The 18,218-nt window shown below is 73.0% G+C and carries 18 protein-coding genes; 7 read left to right on the top strand and 11 right to left on the bottom strand.

The genetic code is table 11. The features are described 5' to 3' along the window. Window positions 1–26: 26 nt before the first annotated feature. The 3 genes from OG357_RS27425 to OG357_RS27415 all read right to left on the bottom strand — a co-directional run bounded on the left by OG357_RS27425 (window position 27) and on the right by OG357_RS27415 (window position 2,067). Entirely contained in the window at window positions 27–503 is a 477-nt protein-coding gene (locus OG357_RS27425; RefSeq protein ID WP_329623686.1) for an SUKH-3 domain-containing protein, read from the bottom strand. Between the two features lie 98 nt (window positions 504–601). Then, window positions 602–1,666, bottom strand: a complete 1,065-nt coding sequence (locus OG357_RS27420; protein ID WP_329623685.1) for an aldo/keto reductase — start codon at window positions 1,664–1,666, stop codon at window positions 602–604. Then, the gene (locus tag OG357_RS27415; RefSeq protein WP_329623684.1) at window positions 1,663–2,067 is read right to left on the bottom strand and encodes a MerR family transcriptional regulator; all 405 of its coding nucleotides are present in this window, start codon (window positions 2,065–2,067) and stop codon (window positions 1,663–1,665) included. The genes OG357_RS27420 and OG357_RS27415 overlap by 4 nt, the downstream gene beginning before the upstream one ends. Before the next feature lie 65 nt (window positions 2,068–2,132). On the opposite strand from OG357_RS27415, the gene OG357_RS27410 reads away from it, so the two are divergent. Continuing rightward, the gene (locus OG357_RS27410; protein WP_329625711.1) at window positions 2,133–2,951 is read left to right on the top strand and encodes a serine hydrolase domain-containing protein; all 819 of its coding nucleotides are present in this window, start codon (window positions 2,133–2,135) and stop codon (window positions 2,949–2,951) included. 13 nt (window positions 2,952–2,964) lie between these two features. On the opposite strand, the gene OG357_RS27405 is transcribed toward OG357_RS27410, so the two are convergent. The 5 genes from OG357_RS27405 to OG357_RS27385 are packed head-to-tail and all read right to left on the bottom strand — an operon-like array spanning window position 2,965 to window position 8,813. Beyond that, complete coding sequence (locus OG357_RS27405) at window positions 2,965–3,633, bottom strand: hypothetical protein (protein WP_329623683.1); 669 nt, start codon at window positions 3,631–3,633, stop codon at window positions 2,965–2,967. Further along, on the bottom strand, window positions 3,630–5,192 hold the full coding sequence (locus tag OG357_RS27400) for an ATP-binding protein (protein WP_443066740.1): 1,563 nt from the start codon (window positions 5,190–5,192) through the stop codon (window positions 3,630–3,632). Before OG357_RS27400 ends, OG357_RS27405 begins: the two co-directional genes overlap by 4 nt. Window positions 5,193–5,212: 20 nt before the next feature. Beyond that, window positions 5,213–5,896, bottom strand: coding sequence for a response regulator transcription factor (locus OG357_RS27395; RefSeq protein ID WP_055643751.1), 684 nt, complete (start codon window positions 5,894–5,896; stop codon window positions 5,213–5,215). A gap of 53 nt (window positions 5,897–5,949) precedes the next feature. Continuing rightward, window positions 5,950–7,626, bottom strand: a complete 1,677-nt coding sequence (murJ, locus tag OG357_RS27390) for a murein biosynthesis integral membrane protein MurJ (protein ID WP_329623682.1) — start codon at window positions 7,624–7,626, stop codon at window positions 5,950–5,952. Next, entirely contained in the window at window positions 7,623–8,813 is a 1,191-nt protein-coding gene (locus OG357_RS27385) for a lipid II:glycine glycyltransferase FemX (protein WP_329623681.1), read from the bottom strand. Before OG357_RS27385 ends, murJ begins: the two co-directional genes overlap by 4 nt. A gap of 232 nt (window positions 8,814–9,045) precedes the next feature. Here OG357_RS27385 and OG357_RS27380 point away from each other — a divergent pair, with 232 nt between their 5' ends. Further along, window positions 9,046–10,245 carry a L,D-transpeptidase gene (locus OG357_RS27380; RefSeq protein ID WP_329625709.1) on the top strand — a complete coding sequence of 400 codons (1,200 nt, stop codon included), beginning with the start codon at window positions 9,046–9,048 and terminating at the stop codon, window positions 10,243–10,245. A gap of 4 nt (window positions 10,246–10,249) precedes the next feature. Here OG357_RS27380 and OG357_RS27375 read toward each other — a convergent pair whose 3' ends face one another. Further along, a complete protein-coding gene (locus OG357_RS27375; RefSeq protein WP_329623680.1) occupies window positions 10,250–10,924 on the bottom strand; it encodes a pirin family protein in 675 nt (224 codons plus the stop codon). A gap of 105 nt (window positions 10,925–11,029) precedes the next feature. Between OG357_RS27375 and fasR the strand changes: the two genes are divergently transcribed. The 5 genes from fasR to fabF all read left to right on the top strand — a co-directional run bounded on the left by fasR (window position 11,030) and on the right by fabF (window position 15,934). Then, on the top strand, window positions 11,030–12,211 hold the full coding sequence (gene fasR / locus OG357_RS27370; RefSeq protein WP_329623679.1) for a fatty acid biosynthesis transcriptional regulator FasR: 1,182 nt from the start codon (window positions 11,030–11,032) through the stop codon (window positions 12,209–12,211). Between the two features lie 89 nt (window positions 12,212–12,300). Further along, complete coding sequence (locus tag OG357_RS27365) at window positions 12,301–13,218, top strand: ACP S-malonyltransferase (RefSeq protein WP_329623678.1); 918 nt, start codon at window positions 12,301–12,303, stop codon at window positions 13,216–13,218. Between the two features lie 18 nt (window positions 13,219–13,236). Then, the gene (locus tag OG357_RS27360) at window positions 13,237–14,268 is read left to right on the top strand and encodes a ketoacyl-ACP synthase III (protein WP_329623677.1); all 1,032 of its coding nucleotides are present in this window, start codon (window positions 13,237–13,239) and stop codon (window positions 14,266–14,268) included. A gap of 57 nt (window positions 14,269–14,325) precedes the next feature. Then, window positions 14,326–14,592 (top strand): acyl carrier protein, encoded by a 267-nt coding sequence (locus OG357_RS27355; RefSeq protein ID WP_329623676.1) that lies wholly within the window; start codon window positions 14,326–14,328, stop codon window positions 14,590–14,592. A gap of 79 nt (window positions 14,593–14,671) precedes the next feature. Further along, window positions 14,672–15,934, top strand: a complete 1,263-nt coding sequence (fabF, locus tag OG357_RS27350; protein ID WP_329623675.1) for a beta-ketoacyl-ACP synthase II — start codon at window positions 14,672–14,674, stop codon at window positions 15,932–15,934. Between the two features lie 74 nt (window positions 15,935–16,008). Here the strand turns inward: fabF and OG357_RS27345 are convergent, their stop codons facing one another. Both OG357_RS27345 and OG357_RS27340 read right to left on the bottom strand, forming a co-directional pair. After that, window positions 16,009–17,622, bottom strand: a complete 1,614-nt coding sequence (locus OG357_RS27345; protein WP_329623674.1) for an outer membrane protein assembly factor BamB family protein — start codon at window positions 17,620–17,622, stop codon at window positions 16,009–16,011. A gap of 65 nt (window positions 17,623–17,687) precedes the next feature. Continuing rightward, complete coding sequence (locus OG357_RS27340) at window positions 17,688–18,182, bottom strand: DUF3145 domain-containing protein (protein WP_329623673.1); 495 nt, start codon at window positions 18,180–18,182, stop codon at window positions 17,688–17,690. Window positions 18,183–18,218: the final 36 nt, after the last annotated feature.

Here is an 18,218-nt window from a genome sequence, read left to right as displayed (position 1 = left end):
TCATGCCCGGGGTCACGTCGGTCACGTCAGACGAAGTACGTCCCCGCTTCCTGCTGGGGGCCGCGGAGCAGGCAGCTGACGGCCTCGTGGGTGGTCGTTCCCAGGAAATAGGGGCCGGTGTGGTGCATGAGGAAGAAGCGCCCGGTGTCGTCGATGAGGATCATCCCGCCGTCGAACTCCTCGTATCCGACCGGGAACAGTCCGCGGCCCAGGTTCTCGGCAAGCTCGGCCACGTCCTCGCCGCTCTCCTCGTAGATCCAGTGCGGGGTGAAGCCGATGGCGTCCGGCGGGTCCCCGGGAACGACCAGGCGCAGCCCGCCGAACTCGCGCACGAAGTCCTCGGCCGCCCTGAACGGCTCGACGGGGCAGCCTTCGTCGGCGAAGCGTTCCGTCACGACCCGCAGGAGCCCGGGCAGCTCCGCGCCGATGTCGCGCCCGCGGGACCAGCCCGCCTCGGTCAGGGCGGCTTCGACCTGCTCCGCTGTCATCCTCGGCGTGCGCATGCTCTGCTCTGCTCTCTCAGTGGTACGCGATGACGTCACGCACGGGACGGCGACTGCTCGCACGTCGCCGACTCCACACGCCCGTTACGGGACAGCTGTCACGGAGCGCCCGGCGCCGGCGTCCCGGACTCACCCTCGGCCTCGCGGGCCAGGGACGTGAGGCTCATGTCGGGGTACCGGTCGCCCGCCACCAGGCCCGCGATCGGCTCCAGTTCGGCCAGCTCGGCCGGGGTGAGGACGATCCGGGTGGCGGCCGCGTTCTCCTCCAGGCGGGAGCGCTTGCGGGTGCCGGGGATCGGGACGACCGCCAGGCCGTGCACGGCGGACCGCTGCTGCACCCAGGCCAGGGCGATCTGCGCCGGAGTGGCCCCGTGCGCGGCGGCGATCTTCCTGACCGGGTCGAGCAGGGCGGCGTTCCGCTCCGCGTTCTCGCCGGTGAACCGCGGCTGGTGCCTGCGGAAGTCGCCGCCCGACAGCTCCTTGCCGGCGTCCGCGAACGCCCCGGTCAGAAAGCCACGGCCGAGCGGCGAGTACGGCACGAACGTCACGCCGAGCTCGGCGGCGGCGCCGACGGCGCTGCGCTCCACGTCCCGGGAGAAGAGCGACCACTCCGACTGGAGGGCGGCGATCGGGTGCACCGCGTGGGCCTCGCGCAGCTCGGGCCCGGTCACCTCGCTCAGCCCCAGGAAGCGGACCTTGCCCTCCTGGACCAGCTCGGCCATCGCGCCGACGGACTCGGCGAACGGGATCTCCGGGTCGCGGCGGTGCATGTAGTAGAGGTCGATCGTCTCGACGCCGAGGCGGCGCAGGCTGTCCTCCGCGGCCCGCTTGATGTACGCCGGGTCGTTGCGGACGGCGCGGTACGACGGGTCGTCGGCGCGCCGCTCGATGGCGAACTTGGTGGCGAGGGTGACCTCGTCGCGGTGGGCGGCGAGGAACGGCGCGAGGAACTCCTCGTTGGCGCCGCTGCCGTAGATGTCGGCCGTGTCGATCAGGGTGACGCCTGCCTCCAGGGCCGCGTCGAGGGTGTCGCGGGCGGCGGCCTCGTCGGTGTCGCCGTAGAACTCGCTGATGCCCATGGCGCCGAAGCCCTGGACGCCGACCTCCGGGCCGTGGCCGTCGACGGCCCGGCCGCCGAGCCGTACGGTGTCGATCCTGGTCATGTGGGTGTACCTCCGCAGACGGTCCCGTAATGGCTGATCTTGATGTCGAGCACGGCGAGCGTGTCCTGGAGCTCGGTGATCCGACTGAGGACGTCCCGCCGGGTGGTCTCCAGGAGCTCGCGCCGTTCGTCCCTGGTGTGATCGCCCTCGCGGACGAGTTCGGCGTACCGGACCATGTCGGCGACCGGCATGCCGGTCAGCCGCAGCTTGCCGACGAAGCCCAGCCAGCCGAGGTCGCGCTCGCTGAAGCGGCGCTGCCCGGTGTGCGAGCGGTCGACGTGCGGCATCAGGCCGATCCGCTCGTACCAGCGCAGGGTGTGCGCCGAGAGGCCGGTCAGAGCCGCGACCTCACTGATGGTGTAGTGCGGGCGGGTTCCGCTCGTGCTCGCGATCACGCTCATGACCCCACGCTAAAACGTTGGAGTGCACTCGAAGCAAGTAGGCTCGGCCCATGCAGAGCAGCAGCGTGCCGAGCCTGGCGTCGATCGAGAACTGGCCCGTCCCCACCGCGGCCGCCGCCGTCGTCCGGGCGGACGGCACCCTGGCCGGGTCGCACGGCCCCACCGGGCGGCGCTTCCCGCTCGCCTCGGTCACGAAGCCGCTCGCGGCGTACGCCGTCCTCGTCGCGTACGAGGAGGGGGCGATCGACCTCGACGAGCCGGCCGGGCCCGAGGGCGCGACCGTCCGCCATCTGCTCGCCCACACGTCGGGGCTCGCCTTCGACGAGAACCGGGTCATGGCGGCGCCCGGCACCCGGCGGATCTACTCCAACACCGGTTTCGAGGCGCTCGGCGACCACGTCGCCAAGGCGACCGACATCCCGTTCGCCGAGTATCTGCACCAGGCGGTCCTGGAGCCCCTCGGCATGGCCTCGACGACCCTGGAGGGCTCGCCCGCCAAGGACGGCGTGTCGACCGTCGACGACCTCGTCCGGTTCGCCGCCGAGGTGCAGGCGCCGCGGCTGCTCGACGCCCGGACCGTCCTCGACGCGATGACCGTCACGTACCCCGGTCTGACCGGCATCCTGCCCGGTTACGGGCACCAGCGGCCGAACGACTGGGGGCTCGGTTTCGAGATCCGCGACGGCAAGTCTCCGCACTGGACGGGCGCCACGTCCTCGCCGCGCACCTTCGGGCACTTCGGGCAGTCGGGGACCTTCCTGTGGGTCGACCCGGATGCGCGGGCCGCGTGCGTGGCCCTCACGGACCGGCCGTTCGGAGCGTGGGCGGTCGAGGCCTGGCCGCCGTTCACGGACGCGGTTCTCGCGGACCTGCGCGCTTTCTGACCGGCAAGACCCTTTAGAGGGTGTCGCCGCAGGTGGTCGGGGGCAGGGCGCCGTCGGGGCCGGTGACGGCCACCTCCGCCAGGCCGACCCGGTCCTCCGCGTACGCGGCGGTGCACACCAGCTGGCGGACGGCCGTCGCCGGCAGGTCGGTGACCTTGAACGGGGCCCGCAGGCGCAGCAGTCGGCGGCCCAGCGTGCCGCCGGACTTCTCCACCTGGACGTGCGGCACGCCGGCGCCGTGCGGCAGGGCGGTGGTCAGGCCCGCGGCGGCCTCGGCCGGGTTCGGTCCGGCGAGCAGCGCTGCGAGCACCTTGTCGCCGGCGACGCCCGCCCCGCTCAGGTCGGCCCTGTCGACTTCGTAGCCGGGTCCGAACCCTTCGTAGGGGACCCGGCCGTCTCCCGGGTGGTCGGCCGCGAACGTGGTCTCCGGGCCCCCGAACCCGACGTCACGGGCCACCGGCATGGAACGCCCGTCCGGGCCGACGAAGTACAGCACCATCCGGGACTCGGGGTTCGGCGCGACCAGGACGGTCGCGGCCCCGCCCGCCTCGACGACGTCGGTCCCCTGGATGCCGCACGCGGTCAGCGACAGGAGCCCGGCGAGGGCCGCGGCGGCCGCTGCCCGGCGGCGGGTCACGGCGGCCGTCCTGCGGCGGGTCACAGTGGCCGTCCGGCGGGTCACAGTGGCATCCGCACGGTGAAGACGGCGCCGCCGTCGGGATGGTTGGCGGCCTCCACGGTGCCTCCGTGCAGGTGTACGTTCTCCAGGGTGATCGCGAGGCCGAGCCCGCTGCCCGCCGAGCGCGTCCGGGCCTGGTCCGCCTTGTAGAAGCGGTCGAAGACGTGCGGCAGGACGTCCGGGTGGATGCCGGGACCCCGGTCGGCGACCTCCGTCACGAAGTGGTCCCCCTCCTCGTACACCCGGACGGTCACCGGCGCCGCGCCGTGCCTCAGGGCGTTGCCGACGAGGTTGGCGACGACGACGTCGAAGCGGCGCGGGTCGAGGCGGGCCCTGATGCCGGGGGCGAGGTGCGGGACGACGGACGCGGGGTCGGTCCAGTGCCGGTTCTGGAGCGTCTTGCGGACGCAGTCGGCGGCGTCGACCTCGTCCGTGTGGAGTTCGGCGGCGCGCGCGTCGAAGCGGGAGATCTCCATCAGGTCCTCCACGAGGACGGCGAGGCGGCCGGTCTCGGCGCTGACCAGCCGGACGGCGCGGGCGGTGTCGCTGTCGAGCGTCCCGGCGTCGGCGTCCTCGTCGAGGACCTCGGTGACGGCGAGCATGCCGGCGAGAGGGGTGCGCAGTTCGTGCGAGACGTCGGAGGCGAAGCGGCGGGCGCGGGCCTCGGCGCTGCGGAGTTCGGCGACGGAGCGTTCGAGCTCGGCGGCGGATTCGTTGAACGTGCGGGCGAGGTCGGAGAGTTCGTCGCTGCCCTTGGCGTGGATCCGGGTGTCGAGCCGGCCGCGTCCCATGTTGTGGGCGGCGATCCGCAGCTCCCGTACGGGGCGGAGGACGCCGCGCGACGCGATGAGCGCGGGGATCAGGGCGATGGCGAGGGCGGGCAGAGCGCCGTCGCGGGCGGCGCTGACCATGGCCTCGACGTTGGCCTCCTCCTCGTCGAGTTCCAGGACGGCGTAGTAGACGAGGCCGGTGGGCTGAGGTGTGTCCTCGGCCGTGAAGGCGTAGAAGGCGGCCGGGACGGCCATGGTCAGGTACGGGGTGCCGTTCTTGACGACGCGCTGGAAGGTGCCGTGCGGGGCGGCTTCGGACGCCTTGGCGCGCGCCCGCAGCTCGGGGGTGATGACGGAGGAGGTGGGGCGGTCGGTGGAGGAGATGCGGAGGGTGCCGTACTCGGCGTAGACGCGCCAGGGGCGGGGCTTGCCCTGGCCGGCGATCTGGAGGGCGTGAGACCGCAGGGTCTCGCCTTCGAGGGGCAGCGTGATGTTGAGTGCCTCGACCTGCTCGCGGAAGGCGGAGACGGCGGTGTTCTGGGTCTGTTCCAGGATGGCGTTGCGGGCGGCCCGGTAGGTGAGGGCGGCGGTGGTGCCGCAGCCGACGGCGGCGACGAGCAGGAACGCGAGGACGAGCCGGGTGCGCAGGCCGAAGGGGCGCGGGCGGGGGCCGCGGGCCCGCCGTCGGCGGCGGGGGGCCGGCTCGGGTTCCGGTCCGGGGCCGGCGGCCGGCCGGTGCCGGGCCGCCTCTTGCTCCGGGCCTGCAACAGGGGTCTCCGCACGGGACTTCACACGGGACTTCGGGCGCGTCTTCACAGGGGCCCGAAGCGGTAGCCGAAGCCGCGCAGGGTCTGGATGTAGCGGGGTTCGCCCGGGGTGTCCTCGATCTTGTTGCGCAGGCGCCGGACGCAGGCGTCCACCAGGCGGGCGTCGCCGTGGTAGCTGTGCTCCCAGACGTGTTCGAGGAGCTGCTGCCGGCTGAAGACCTGCTCGGGGGCGGCCGTGAGGTGGAGCAGCAGCTTCAGCTCGGAGGGGGCGAGGGCGAGCCGCTCCCCCGCCTTGGCGACGGTGAGCCCGGCCCGGTCGACGGCGAGCTGCCCGTGGAACTCGACACCCGGGCGGCCCGCGCCGGGCTCCTCGATCCGCCGCAGCACGGCCCGTATCCGCGCCTCGATGACCTCGGTACGGGCGGGCTTGACGATGTAGTCGTCGGCGCCGGCCTCCAGGCCGATGACGACGTCGAAGTCGTCGCCGCGGGCGGTGAGCATGATGATCGGCAGCTGGCTGCTCTCCCGGACCCGGTGGCAGACCTGGACGCCGTTCATGCCGGGGAGCATCAGGTCGAGGAGGAGCAGGTCCGGCCGGAACTCCCCGAGGGCGGCGAGCCCCGCCTCCCCGGTGGCCGCGGTCCGCACCTCGTGCCCGCGGCGGCGCAGCCCGAGCTCGACGCCCTCGCGGACGGAGGGGTCGTCTTCTATGAGGAGCACGCGGGGCATCTGTGGAGTATCCCAGGATCGTTCGGGCCCTCCCGTGGGAGGGGGCGGTGAGGTCAGGCGGCCCTGCGCGCGAGGGCGCGGACGCGGGTGGTGCCGGTCGTGAGGAGGGCCTGCACCTCGACGAGGCGGAGGGGGCGGGCGAGCAGGGCGAAGACGGTGAGGACGGCGAGGCCGCCCGCGAGCCCCGCGACGACGGCACCGGCCGCGCCGGTCAAGCCGGTCAGGCCGGTCAGATCGGCGACGAACAGGCCGTATCCGGCGGCGGGCACGGCGGCGACGAGGAGCCGCGCGAGCGCGGAGCCCGCGCCGCCGCTCTCCCCGGGGGCTGCCTGGCCCACGGTGCCCCGCAGCCGGCGCCCGAGGACGTACGCGGTGAGGGCCCAGCCGGCCCACAGGGCGAGCGAGTAGCCCGCGGCGATGCCCACGACGGCCCAGTGCGTCGGGAGGTAGTGGTACGCGGCGAGGGAGAGCCCGGCGTTGAGGCCGGCGATCACCAGATTGAGGAGGAACGGCGTCCGGGTGTCGCGCAGGGCGTAGAAGGCGCGGGTGCACACGTACTGGCCGGAGAGGGCGACGAGGCCGGGCGCGAAGGCCATCAGGATCCAGGACATCGCGCGGATGTCGTCGCCGTCGGTCGCCCCGTACCGGAAGACCACGGTCATCAGCGGGACGGCGAGGGCGAGGAGCGCGCAGGCCGCCGGGACGACCGCCGCCGCGCTGGTCCGCTGCGCGTACGCGATGTCCCGGCGGACGCCCGCGAGGTCGCCGTCGGCGGCGGCGCCGCTCATCCGGGGCAGCAGCGCGGTGACGAGGGAGACGGTGATGATGCCGTGCGGGACGGTCCAGAGCAGATAGGCGTTGTTGTACGCGGCGAGGCCGCCGCCGCCCGAGGTGTCGGACCCGGCGGAGGTGGCGACCCAGGTGGTCACCCAGTACGCGCCCTGGTTGGTGAGGACCAGCAGCACGAGCCAGCCGGCGGCGCGCAGCGGCGCGGCGAGGCCGCTGCCGCGGAAGTCGAGGCGGGGGCGCCAGCGGAAGCCGGCGGCGCGCAGCGAGGGCACGAGGGCGAGGGCCTGGACGGCGATGCCGGCGGTGGTGCCCCAGCCGAGGAGGGCGGTCTCGCCGGAGGTGAGCTCCCCGCCGTCGCTGACGACGAGGAAGAGGCCGAAGACGGCGACGAGGACCACGTTGTTGAGGACCGGGGTCCACATCATGGCGCCGAACCGGCCGCGGGCGTTGAGGACCTGACCGAGGAGGGTGAAGAGGCCGAGGAAGAGGATCTGCGGGAGGCAGGCCTGGGCGAAGGCGACCGTCATCTCCCGCTGCGCACCGGTGTAGTCGGTGTACAGGTCGACGATCAGCGGCGCCGCGAACACGGCGGCCGCCGTGAGGACGGTGAGGGCGAGCGCGCAGAGGGTCAGGAGCCGGTCGGTGTAGGCGACTCCGCCGTCCTCGTGCTCCTTTGCGGCCTTGACCAGTTCGGGGACGAAGACGGCGTTGAGGGCGCCGCCGAGGAGCAGCATGTAGACGATGGTGGGGAGGGAGTTGCCCATCGCGTAGCCGTCGGCGACGAAGCCCGCGCCGAGCGCGGCGGCGACGAAGGAGGCCCGGACGAAGCCGGTGACGCGGGAGACGAGCGAGCCGGCCGCCATGAGCGCGCCGCTGCGGAGCGTGGAGGGGGCCTTCGTCTTCGGGCGCTCTGCGGTGAGCGTGGCGGCGGGGCTCGTCACCGGCGGGCCAGATATGCCTGGAAGGCGCGGAACAGCGCCTGGTTGGTCGTGCCGTGCATCGGAATCTCCCACTCCCCCAGCGTTTCGACGACCTGTCCGCCCGTGCCGAGCTTCCAGCGCAGGAGCCCGTGGGCGCGGTCGCCCGGATCGAGGGTGGAGGGTACCCCGCGAAGATCGTAGACGGCGGCGCCGAGGGCGTGGGCGTCGAGCATCATGCGCCACTGGAGGGCGTTGGAGGGGCGGACCTCGCGGCGGTGGTCGGCGGAGGCGCCGGTCTGGTACCAGACGCGGGCGCCGACGGTGAGCATGGTGTGGGCCGCGAGTATCTCGCCCTCGTGGCGGGCGAGGTAGAGCCGCATGCGGCCGGGCTGTTCGGCGTTGAGGACGGCGTACTGGCGCTCGTAGTAGGCGAGGGAGCGGCCGAGCCGGAAGCCGTCGCGCTCCTCGGTGATGCGGAGCAGCCGGTAGAACTCGGGCAGGTCGGCGGCGGAGCCGATGGTGATCTCCACGCCGGACTTGCCGGCCTTGCGGACGTTGCGCCGCCATTCCTGGTTGAGGCCCGACCAGAGGTCGTCGGTGGAGCGGCCGGCGAGCGGGACCTGGAAGACGTGCCGGGGCTGGGCGTCGGCGCCGTTCTCGGAGTCGCCGCCGCACTTGCGCCAGCCGCGGGCGCGGAGGCGTTCGGCGACGACGGTGCCGAGCGGGTCGACCTCGTCGGCGAGGACGTCGGCGAGGCGGCGGCCGGGGCCGGTGGCGGCCTTGGCGGTGGCGGCGCTCCAGCGGCGGTAGGCGGGCCCGGGGCCCATGCGGACGGCGAAGACGCCGGAGGAGCGGAGGTGCGCGAGGAGCGGGGCGAGCCAGCCGTCCATGTCGGGGTCGGACCAGTCGGCGACGGGCCCCTCGGGGAGGTAGGCGAAGTACTTGCGGGTGCCGGGGAACTGGCGGAGCAGGACGAGGGCGACGCCGGTGAGCTCGCCGGACTCCGGTCCCCAGCCGACGAGTTGGTGGCCCCATCCGTCCTTCACCTGGGCCCAGGAGGGGAGTTGGAGGAAGCTGGGTCCGTCCGCGCCGGTGGCGCGGGAGGCGAGGAACGCGCGGTACGTCTCGGGGGTCACTGGGCCGAGCCTGACCGGGCCCGCGGGGGCGCGGCGGTCGGTGGGTGCGGCCGTCACGAGCAGCGCTGACACAACGGGAGCCTCCTGGTTCCGCCCCTCGGTGGTGGGGCGCACAGCAGGCTCACAGCCGAATTCGACGGAAGCGCACGGTCATTGTGACCGGACGGTGACCGTTCCGCCGCAGGCCTTGTCATACGGGCCTCCGGCGGCCCGCGGGACGGCCGGGCGGCCTACAGTCCGGAACATCCCACCTTCTTCCCTCACGCGGAGGTCTTCCGTGCTGCCGATACGCACGTCCTCGCCGATGCGCACCTCGCCGCCTCGCCCGTCCCGCCCGTCCCGCCCGTCCCGTTCCGTGCTCGCGGCCGTGGCGCTGGGCGTCTCGCTCACCGCCTGCTCCGCCCAGGCGGCGAGCGGCCCCGGCCCGTCGAAGACGGGGGCCCCGGCATCGGCGGCGTCCCCGGCGAAGGTGACGGTCGTGGATCCGGCGGCCGGCCGGCCGGTCTCGGTGACCGCCTCGGGCGGCACGCTCGCGACGGTGAAGGTCGCCGACGCGGAGGGCGGGGTCCTCACAGGGCGTACGGGGGCGGGCGGGACGAGCTGGACGTCGGACCGCAAGGCGGTGCCGGGCACCTCGTACACGGTGGAGGTGACGTCCCTTACCGCCGACGGCAAGGAGGCCACCACCCGGTCCTCCTTCGCGACGCCGGAGCCGAAGGAGGTCAACAAGCTGACCCTGGCGCCCGGCAAGAACACGACGGTGGGCGTCGGGCATCCCCTGTCGATCGTCTTCGACCTGCCGGTGACGCGGAAGGCGGACGTGGAGCGGCAGCTGAAGGTCACCACGTCGAACGCCACCGAGGGCTCCTGGGGCTGGGTGAAGGACTACTCGGGCCGTGACAGGGCGGACTGGCGGCCCCGGGAGTACTGGAAGCCGGGCACGAAGGTCACCCTGGAAGCGGACCTCGACGGCACCGACTCGGGCGGCGGCTGGTTCGTACGGGACTACAAGACCGGCTTCACCGTCGGCGCCGCGCAGGTCGTCAAGGTCGACCTGGACCGGCAGAAGCTGACCCTGGAGCGGGACGGGCGCGCGGTGCGCACGATCCCGGTCTCCGGCGGCACCCCGGGCGGCGACAAGCGGTCCTGGCGGGGCACGGCCGTCCTGATGGCGAAGGAGGGGACCATCAACATGAACTCGGAGACGGTGGGCCTCGGCGACGCCTACGACAAGATGGTCGACCACTCGATGCGGCTGACCTGGTCGGGCATGTACGCGCACGCGGCCCCGTGGAACGCGGCGTACTTCGGCAAGGCCAACAAGAGTTCCGGCTGCATCGGCATGAGCGACGGGAACGCCGCGTCGTTCTACGCCCAGGTGAACGTCGGCGACCCCTTCGAGATCACCGGCCGCGACACGAAGGGCACGGTCGCGGAGGGCAACGGCTACGGGGCGTGGAACCTGAGCTGGGCGCAGTGGAAGGCGAAGAGCGCGCTCGCCTGAAGGGTCAGCCCAGGGCCTTGCGCCAGTCCCGCATCTCCCAGATCAGGGCCTCCGCATCGGTCGTCGCGACGAGGGTGTGCGCTTCGCCACCGGTGATGCGGGCGGCGTCGCCGGGGCCGAGCTCGACGCCGTCGCCGTCGAGCCGGACCGTGCCGCGTACGACATGGACGTACGCGAAGTCGGCGGCCGGTACGGCGGTGTGCTCGCCCGCCGCCGTACGCAGGACGTGCAGCCGCGCGTCCGCCCCCGGCAGGTCGTACGCCCCGTCGAGCGCGCGCACCACCTCGTACGTGGGCTCCCCGCCCGGCACCAGCGGCGCGAACCACATCTGGACGAAGACGAGGGGGACGTCGGCGTCGTTGCGCTCGACGTGCCGGACGCCCCCGGCGGAGCCGAGCCGCTGGAGGTCGCCGGGGCGGACGACCGTGGTGTGACCGGCCGTGTCGTGGTGGGTGAGCTCGCCCTCGACGACCCAGGTGACGATCTCGGTGTGGCTGTGCGGATGCTCGTCGAAGCCCGCGCCGGGCGCGAGCCGCTCCTCGTTGCAGGCGAGGAGCGCGCCGAAGCGGAGGTTGTCGGGGTCGTAGTGCGGCCCGAAGGAGAGGGCGTGCCGGGTCTCGATCCCCGCCGCCGGGTCGCCCCCGGGGTACCGCTCGTCTGCCCGCTGGATGCGTGTCACGGGACTCACGGTAGTGCGGCCCCGGGGGTGTCCCGGCGGCCGGGCCGGGGGACGAATCCGCCCCGCCCCCGCATGTCGGCGCCCTGATAAGGCAGTCTTGTCCCCGTGCCAGAACCCACGAACGCCGCTCATCCGCACGCCGCGACCCTGAAGCGCCTCGAACAGTCCTCCGGGAGGCTCGCCGCCGGCGCCATCGCCCGCATGGACGAGACGCTGCCGTGGTACCGGGCGATGCCGCCGGAGAACCGTTCGTGGATCGGTCTGGTCGCCCAGGCCGGTATCGCCGCGTTCACCGAGTGGTTCCGGCACCCCGAGACGCCGCAGGCGATCTCGACGGACGTCTTCGGTACGGCGCCCCGCGAGCTGACCCGGGCCATCACCCTGCGCCAGACCGTGGAGATGGTCCGCACCACGATCGAGGTCATGGAGTCGGCGATCGAGGAGGTCGCCGCCCCCGGCGACGAGTCCGTGCTCCGCGAGGCGCTGCTCGTCTACGCCCGGGAGATCGCCTTCGCCACCGCCCAGGTGTACGCGCAGGCCGCCGAGGCCCGGGGCGCGTGGGACGCGCGCCTGGAGTCGCTCGTGGTGAACGCGGTGCTCTCCGGCGAGGCCGACGAGGGTGCCGTCTCCCGGGCCGCCGCCCTCGGCTGGAACTCGCCGGACCATGTCTGCGTGATCCTCGGCACCGCCCCCGACGGGGACAGCGAGCTGACCGTGGAGGCGATCCGGCGGGCCGCCCGGCACGCCAAGCTCCAGGTCCTCACCGGTGTCCTCGGCGACCGGCTCGTCGTCATCGCCGGCGGCAACGACAATCCGCTCGCCGTGGCGAAGTCGCTGATCGGCCCGTACGCGCAGGGGCCGGTCGTGGCCGGTCCCGTCGTCCCCGACCTGCTGGCGGCGACCCGCTCCGCGCAGGCCGCGGCGGCCGGTCTCAAGGCCTGCACCGCCTGGCAGGACGCGCCCCGGCCGGTCCTGGCGGACGATCTCCTCCCGGAGCGCGCCATCGCCTCCGACCCTTCGGCCCGCGACCAGCTGGTGGAGGAGATCTACAGACCGCTGGAGGAGGCGGGCTCGGCGCTCCTGGAGACGCTGAGCGTCTACCTGGAGCAGGCGAGCAGCCTCGAAGGCGCGGCGCGGATGTTGTTCGTGCACCCCAACACCGTGCGCTACCGGCTTCGACGTGTGACCGACGTCACCGGCTGGTCACCCTCTGATGTCCGCTCGGCGTTCACGCTGCGGATCGCACTCATTCTGGGGCGCTTGGCCGACGGGGATACCCAGTCCTAGACTTTTGTCGAAGACCAACAATTCCCCCGACGGTTCTTCGTCCTTGTCCTCACGGGCGCCGGGAGCCGTCCGCAAGAGAGAGTGTGAGGGTGCTCGTACTCGTCGCTCCCGGCCAAGGCGCTCAGACGCCCGGCTTCCTGACTCCCTGGCTCGAACTCCCCGGTGCCTCCGACCGCATCGCGGCGTGGTCCGAGGCCATCGGGCTCGACCTCGTCCACTACGGCACGAAGGCCGACGCGGACGAGATCCGTGACACCGCCGTGGCGCAGCCGCTGCTCGTCGCCGCCGGCCTGCTCTCGGCCGCGGCCCTCGGTGACGTAGCGCCCGGCGCCGTCGCCGGTCACAGCGTCGGCGAGTTCACCGCCGCCGCGTTCGCGGGCGTCCTCGACGACACCGCCGTGCTGCGTCTCGTACGCACCCGTGGTCTCGCGATGGCCGAGGCCGCCGCGGTCACCGCGACCGGTATGTCGGCGCTGCTCGGCGGCGACCCCGAGGTGACCGTCCCGCACCTGGAGAAGCTCGGTCTGACCGCGGCCAACGTGAACGGCGCGGGCCAGATCGTGGCCGCCGGCACGCTGGAGCAGCTGGCCGCCCTGGACGCGGACAAGCCGGAGGGCGTGCGCCGGGTCGTGGCGCTCAAGGTCGCCGGCGCGTTCCACACACACCACATGGCGCCCGCGGTGGCGAAGCTGGAGGAGGCGGCCGCCGAGCTGTCCCCGGCGGACCCGGCCGTGACGTACGTCTCCAACAAGGACGGGCGGACCGTCGCCACCGGCGCCGAGGTCCTCGCGCGCCTGGTCGGCCAGGTCGCGAACCCGGTCCGCTGGGACCTGTGCATGGAGACCTTCCAGGAGCTCGGCGCGACCGCCCTGATCGAGGTGTGCCCCGGCGGCACCCTCACCGGCATCGCCAAGCGCGCCCTGCCGGGCGTGGCCACGGTCGCCCTCAAGACCCCCGACGACCTCGACGCGGCCCGTACGCTCATCGCCCAGCACGCGGCCGTCTGAGAAGGAGTGTCGAGAAGCATGTCGAAGATCAAGCCCAGCAAGGGCGCCCCGTACGCGCGGATCCTGGGTGTCGGCGGCTACCGCCCGACCCGGGTCGTGCCGAACGAGGTGATCCTCGAGACGATCGACTCGTCCGACGAGTGGATCCGCTCGCGCTCCGGTATCGCCACCCGCCACTGGGCCTCGCCCGAGGAGACCGTCGCCGCCATGTCGGTGGAGGCCTCCGGCAAGGCCATCGCCGACGCCGGGATCACCCCCGAGCAGATCGGCGCCGTGATCGTCTCCACGGTCTCGCACTTCAAGCAGACCCCGGCCGTCGCCACCGAGATCGCCGACAAGATCGGCGCCGGCAAGCCGGCCGCGTTCGACATCTCCGCCGGCTGCGCGGGCTTCGGCTACGGCCTGACGCTCGCCAAGGGCATGATCGTCGAGGGTTCCGCGGAGTACGTCCTCGTCATCGGCGTCGAGCGGCTCAGCGACCTGACGGATCTGGAGGACCGCGCGACGGCCTTCCTGTTCGGCGACGGCGCCGGTGCCGTGATCGTCGGCCCCTCGGACGAGCCGCACATCGGCCCGACCGTCTGGGGCTCCGAGGGCGACAAGTCCGAGACGATCAAGCAGACCGTGCCGTGGAACGAGTTCCACGTCGGCGACGTCTCGAAGCTGCCCCTCAACGAGGCCGGCGAGATCAAGTTCCCCGCCATCACGCAGGAGGGCCAGGCGGTCTTCCGCTGGGCCGTCTTCGAGATGGCGAAGGTCGCCCAGCAGGCACTGGACGCCGCCGGCATCACGGCGGACGACCTGGACGTCTTCATCCCGCACCAGGCGAACATGCGGATCATCGACTCGATGGTGAAGACTCTGAAGCTGCCGGAGCACGTCACGGTCGCCCGTGACGTGGAGACCACCGGCAACACCTCGGCCGCCTCGATCCCGCTCGCGATGGAGCGGCTCCTGGCGACCGGGAAGGCGAAGAGCGGCGACACCGCGCTCGTCATCGGCTTCGGGGCGGGTCTCGTCTACGCCGCGACGGTCGTTACCCTCCCCTAGGCACCCGGATCCTTCCGGAAGCCCTTTTACCGAAGCAATCACAGAAGGAGCGCCACCATGGCCTTCACCCAGGAGCAGGTCGTCGAGGGTCTCGCCGAGATCGTCAACGAGATCGCCGGCATCCCGACCGAGGACGTCCAGCTGGACAAGTCCTTCACCGACGACCTGGACGTCGACTCCCTGTCCATGGTCGAGGTCGTCGTCGCCGCCGAAGAGCGCTTCGAGGTCAAGATCCCGGACGAGGACGTCAAGAACCTCAAGACGGTCGGCGACGCTGCCGACTACATCCTGAAGAACCAGACCGGCGGCATCTCGAAGGTCTGAATCAGCCCCTGCTGACTCGGTCCGCCACCCGGCGGTGGCGCCGTATTCCGACCATCACACACATGGAGAACGAATTCCTGTGAGCTCGACCAATCGCACCGTGGTCGTTACCGGTATCGGCGCAACCACACCGCTGGGTGGCGACTCCGCGTCGACCTGGGAAGGTCTTCTCGCGGGGCGCTCCGGCGTCAGGCCCCTGGAGGGCGAGCGCTTCGCGGAGCTGCCCGTCCAGATCGCCGCGACCGCCGCCGTCGACCCCGGCGACGTCCTGCCCCGCCCGCTCGCCCGCAAGCTGGACCGCTCGGCGCAGTTCGCGCTGATCGCGGCCCGCGAGGCCTGGGCCGACGCGGGCTACACCGCCCCCGCCGGCGAGGACGACAAGATCGCGCCCGAGCGGCTCGGTTCCGTCATCGCCTCCGGCATCGGCGGTGTCACCACGCTGCTCGACCAGTACGACGTGCTGAAGGAGAAGGGCGTTCGCCGCGTCTCCCCGCACACCGTGCCCATGCTCATGCCGAACAGCCCCTCCGCCAACGTGGGTCTGGAGGTGAACGCCCGGGCGGGCGTCCACACCCCGGTCTCCGCGTGCGCGTCGGGTGCCGAGGCGATCGGCTACGCCGTCGAGATGATCCGTACCGGCCGGGCCGACGTGGTCGTGGCCGGCGGTACCGAGGCCGCGATCCACCCGCTGCCGATCGCCGCCTTCGCCAACATGATGGCGATGTCCAAGAGCAACGACGAGCCGACGAAGGCCTCGCGTCCGTACGACACCGGCCGGGACGGCTTCGTCCTCGGCGAGGGCGCGGGCGTCGTGATCCTGGAGTCCGAGGAGCACGCGAAGGCGCGCGGCGCGCGCATCTACTGCGAGGTCCTCGGCCAGGGCCTGTCGGCCGACAGCCACCACATCGCGCAGCCCGAGCCGACCGGCCGGGGCATCGCCGCCGCGATGCAGAACCTGCTCGACTCGACGGACCTCAAGCCGTCCGAGGTCGTCCACCTCAACGCGCACGCCACGTCGACGCCGCAGGGTGACGTCGCCGAGATCAAGGCGCTGCGGAAGGTCCTGGGCGACGACCTCGACCACGTCGCGATCTCCGCGACCAAGTCGATGACCGGTCACCTCCTGGGCGGCGCGGGCGGCATCGAGACCGTCGCGACGGTCCTGGCGCTCCACAACCGCCTGGCCCCGCCGACGATCAACCTCGACGACCTGGACCCCGAGGTCGACGCGGACATCGTCCGCGGCGAGCCCCGCGAGCTCCCCCAGGGCACGATCGCCGCGATCAACAACAGCTTCGGCTTCGGCGGCCACAACGTGGTCCTGGCGTTCCGCACGATCTGACGTCACGCCTGATCCACGCCTGACGACGAAGGCCCGCCCCCGGCACCGGGGGCGGGCCTTCGTCGTGGTCCGGGTCAGCGCAGGGCGAGCGCAGCCGGTTCGCCCGCGACCAGGATCTGGTTGAGGACGACGTGGCCGCCGGGGACGGCGACGAGCTCCGGCTCGATGGAGATGTCCGCCCGCCCGGCCGGGTCGGGCTCCAGGACCATGTGGACCGTGCCCGTGGTGCCGTCGAGGACGGTGACCTTCGAGCTGTAGTCCAGGTAGGCGACGCGGCCGCCGGGCGCGGCGGCGAAGGCCATCAACTGGCCGTCGTCCTTGTGCACCCACGCCGGCCGGCCGTCCTTCAGGGCGTACGCGACGAGCCGGTTCGGCGTCGTCGCGGCGCTCTCGGCGAAGGTGACGAGGAGGCCGTCGCGTACGACAGGCCGGACGGTGCGGCCGTCGCCCACGTCCCCGGGGGCGGACAGGATGCCCTCGGGCCCGCTGAGCGGCACCGTCACGGTCGGGACTCCCTTGTCGTCGAAGCCCAGGAAGGCCTGGGTGCCGCGGGCGTCCGCCTCGTCGACCGCGACGACCACCGGGGAGACGGAGACGACCGCCGCGGTGGCCGCCGACTCGACGGGCAGGTCCCGGCTCCACCGCTGGGCGCCGGTACGGGTGTCCAGGGCGAGGAGCCGCGCGCCCTTGCCGCACTGCTCGACGAGGAGGGTGCGGGTGGCGTCGGCATCGAGCGCCAGGGCCTTGCACCCCCTGGGGTGCGCCCGCTGCCAGCGCTGCTCGCCGGACTCGGCGGAGCGGGCCCGTACGGCTCCGTCCTCGGCGGTGACGGCGGTGGTGCCGCCGACGGCGAGCGCGTCCTTGACGAGGCCCTTTCCGCCGAGCTTCCGCTGCCACATGACCTTGCCGTCGGAGGTGCGGACCGCGAGCAGGGTCGAGCAGGGCTTCTCGTGCCGGCCGTGCGCGACGAGCCCGACGCCCTCTCCGATGTCCGGACTCATCGCGCACAGGGCCTCGCGGGTGGGTGCGGGCACGCTCCATCTGACGGTGCCGTGGGCACCGTCGTACGCGAAGAGTCCGTCGACCCGCCCCTGGGCGACGGTGGAGCCGAGGCCCCAGAAGCCGATTCCCGTGTCGCCCCGCGGGCCGGTGGCGGGGACCGTCCAGGCGACGGCCGGTGTCCGGTCGAGGGCCGAATCCGAGGTGGACGTCGAGGCAGAGGTCGAGGCGGAGGTCGACGGCGCGACCGAGGTCGAGACCGCGGGCGCTCCGCCCTTCGACGCCTCTTCGCCACCCTCGTCGCCCCCGGACGTGGCCGCCCAGATGCCGCCGGCGAGGACGGCGAGGGCCCAGACGACGGCGGCTGCCACGAGAGAGGACCGGCCCCGGGAGGCGGCGACCGGCGCGGTCGTGGTGGTCTTGTCGAGGCTCGGGCCGTCACCCGGTACCGCGTCCTCCGGCTCGGCGCCTGGCGTACCCGAGCTCGCGGCCGCCGGCTCCGTACGGCTTCCCGCCGCGCGGACGGTCACCCCCACGGCGGTGAGAACCAGCGCGCACACCACCGCCGCCCAGCCCGTCGGCCAGTCGGCGGCGACGACGCCCGCCCCGAGGAGCACCGCCGCCGCGCCGAACGCGGCCCCCGACAGCGTGGCGACGGCCGTGGTCGGCCCTCTGTGTTCAGGTGTCACTTCTCTCCCGCCCGGCGTGCCCCCTGCACGCCCGGGCGGAATCTACAACGCGCCGGTGAAGCCCATCAGACGACTTGGTGAAGCCAGCGGACCGGGGCGCCCTCGCCCGCGTACCGGAAGGGTTCCAGTTCGTCGTCCCAGGGCTTGCCGAGGAGTTTGGCGACCTCGGCCTCCAGCTTCGTCTCGCCCTGGAGGGAGCGCGCCAGGGCGGCCCGCAGCCGGTCCTCGGGGATCAAAATGTCCCCGTGCATGCCGGTGACGGCGTGGAAGATCCCCAGGTCGGGGGTGGCGCTGTAGCGCTCGCCCTCGGCGGTGGGGCAGGGTTCCGCGGTCACCTCGAAGCGGAGCATCTGCCAGCCGCGCAGCGCGGAGGCGAGTCTGGAGGCGGTGCCGGTCTGCCCCTTCCAGGAGAACTCGGCTCTCCAGGTGCCGGGGGACGCCGGCTGGCGGATCCAGTCGAGCTGGACCCGCCCACCGAGGACACCCGCGACCGCCCATTCGACGTGCGGGCACAGCGCGCGCGGTGCGGAGTGTACGTACAGGACTCCACGTGTCGTCACCGGGACCTCCAGTGTGGGACGAGGTTCGCCTTCCCA

The sequence above is a fragment of the Streptomyces sp. NBC_01255 genome, from assembly GCF_036226445.1.
Classification (GTDB): domain Bacteria; phylum Actinomycetota; class Actinomycetes; order Streptomycetales; family Streptomycetaceae; genus Streptomyces.
The sequence above is the reverse complement of the archived record's forward strand: the minus strand, read 5'-3'. Positions and strand labels throughout refer to the sequence as shown.

Bases quoted from the DNA above. Each gene is read 5' to 3' on its own strand.
- OG357_RS27425 (WP_329623686.1), bottom strand. From the start codon at position 503: ATGCGCACGCCGAGGATGACAGCGGAGCAGGTCGAAGCCGCCCTGACC.
- OG357_RS27420 (WP_329623685.1), bottom strand. From the start codon at position 1,666: ATGACCAGGATCGACACCGTACGGCTCGGCGGCCGGGCCGTCGACGGC.
- OG357_RS27415 (WP_329623684.1), bottom strand. From the start codon at position 2,067: ATGAGCGTGATCGCGAGCACGAGCGGAACCCGCCCGCACTACACCATC.
- OG357_RS27395 (WP_055643751.1), bottom strand. From the start codon at position 5,896: ATGCCCCGCGTGCTCCTCATAGAAGACGACCCCTCCGTCCGCGAGGGC.
- OG357_RS27380 (WP_329625709.1), top strand. From the start codon at position 9,046: ATGCGCACCTCGCCGCCTCGCCCGTCCCGCCCGTCCCGCCCGTCCCGT.
- OG357_RS27360 (WP_329623677.1), top strand. From the start codon at position 13,237: ATGTCGAAGATCAAGCCCAGCAAGGGCGCCCCGTACGCGCGGATCCTG.
- OG357_RS27355 (WP_329623676.1), top strand. From the start codon at position 14,326: ATGGCCTTCACCCAGGAGCAGGTCGTCGAGGGTCTCGCCGAGATCGTC.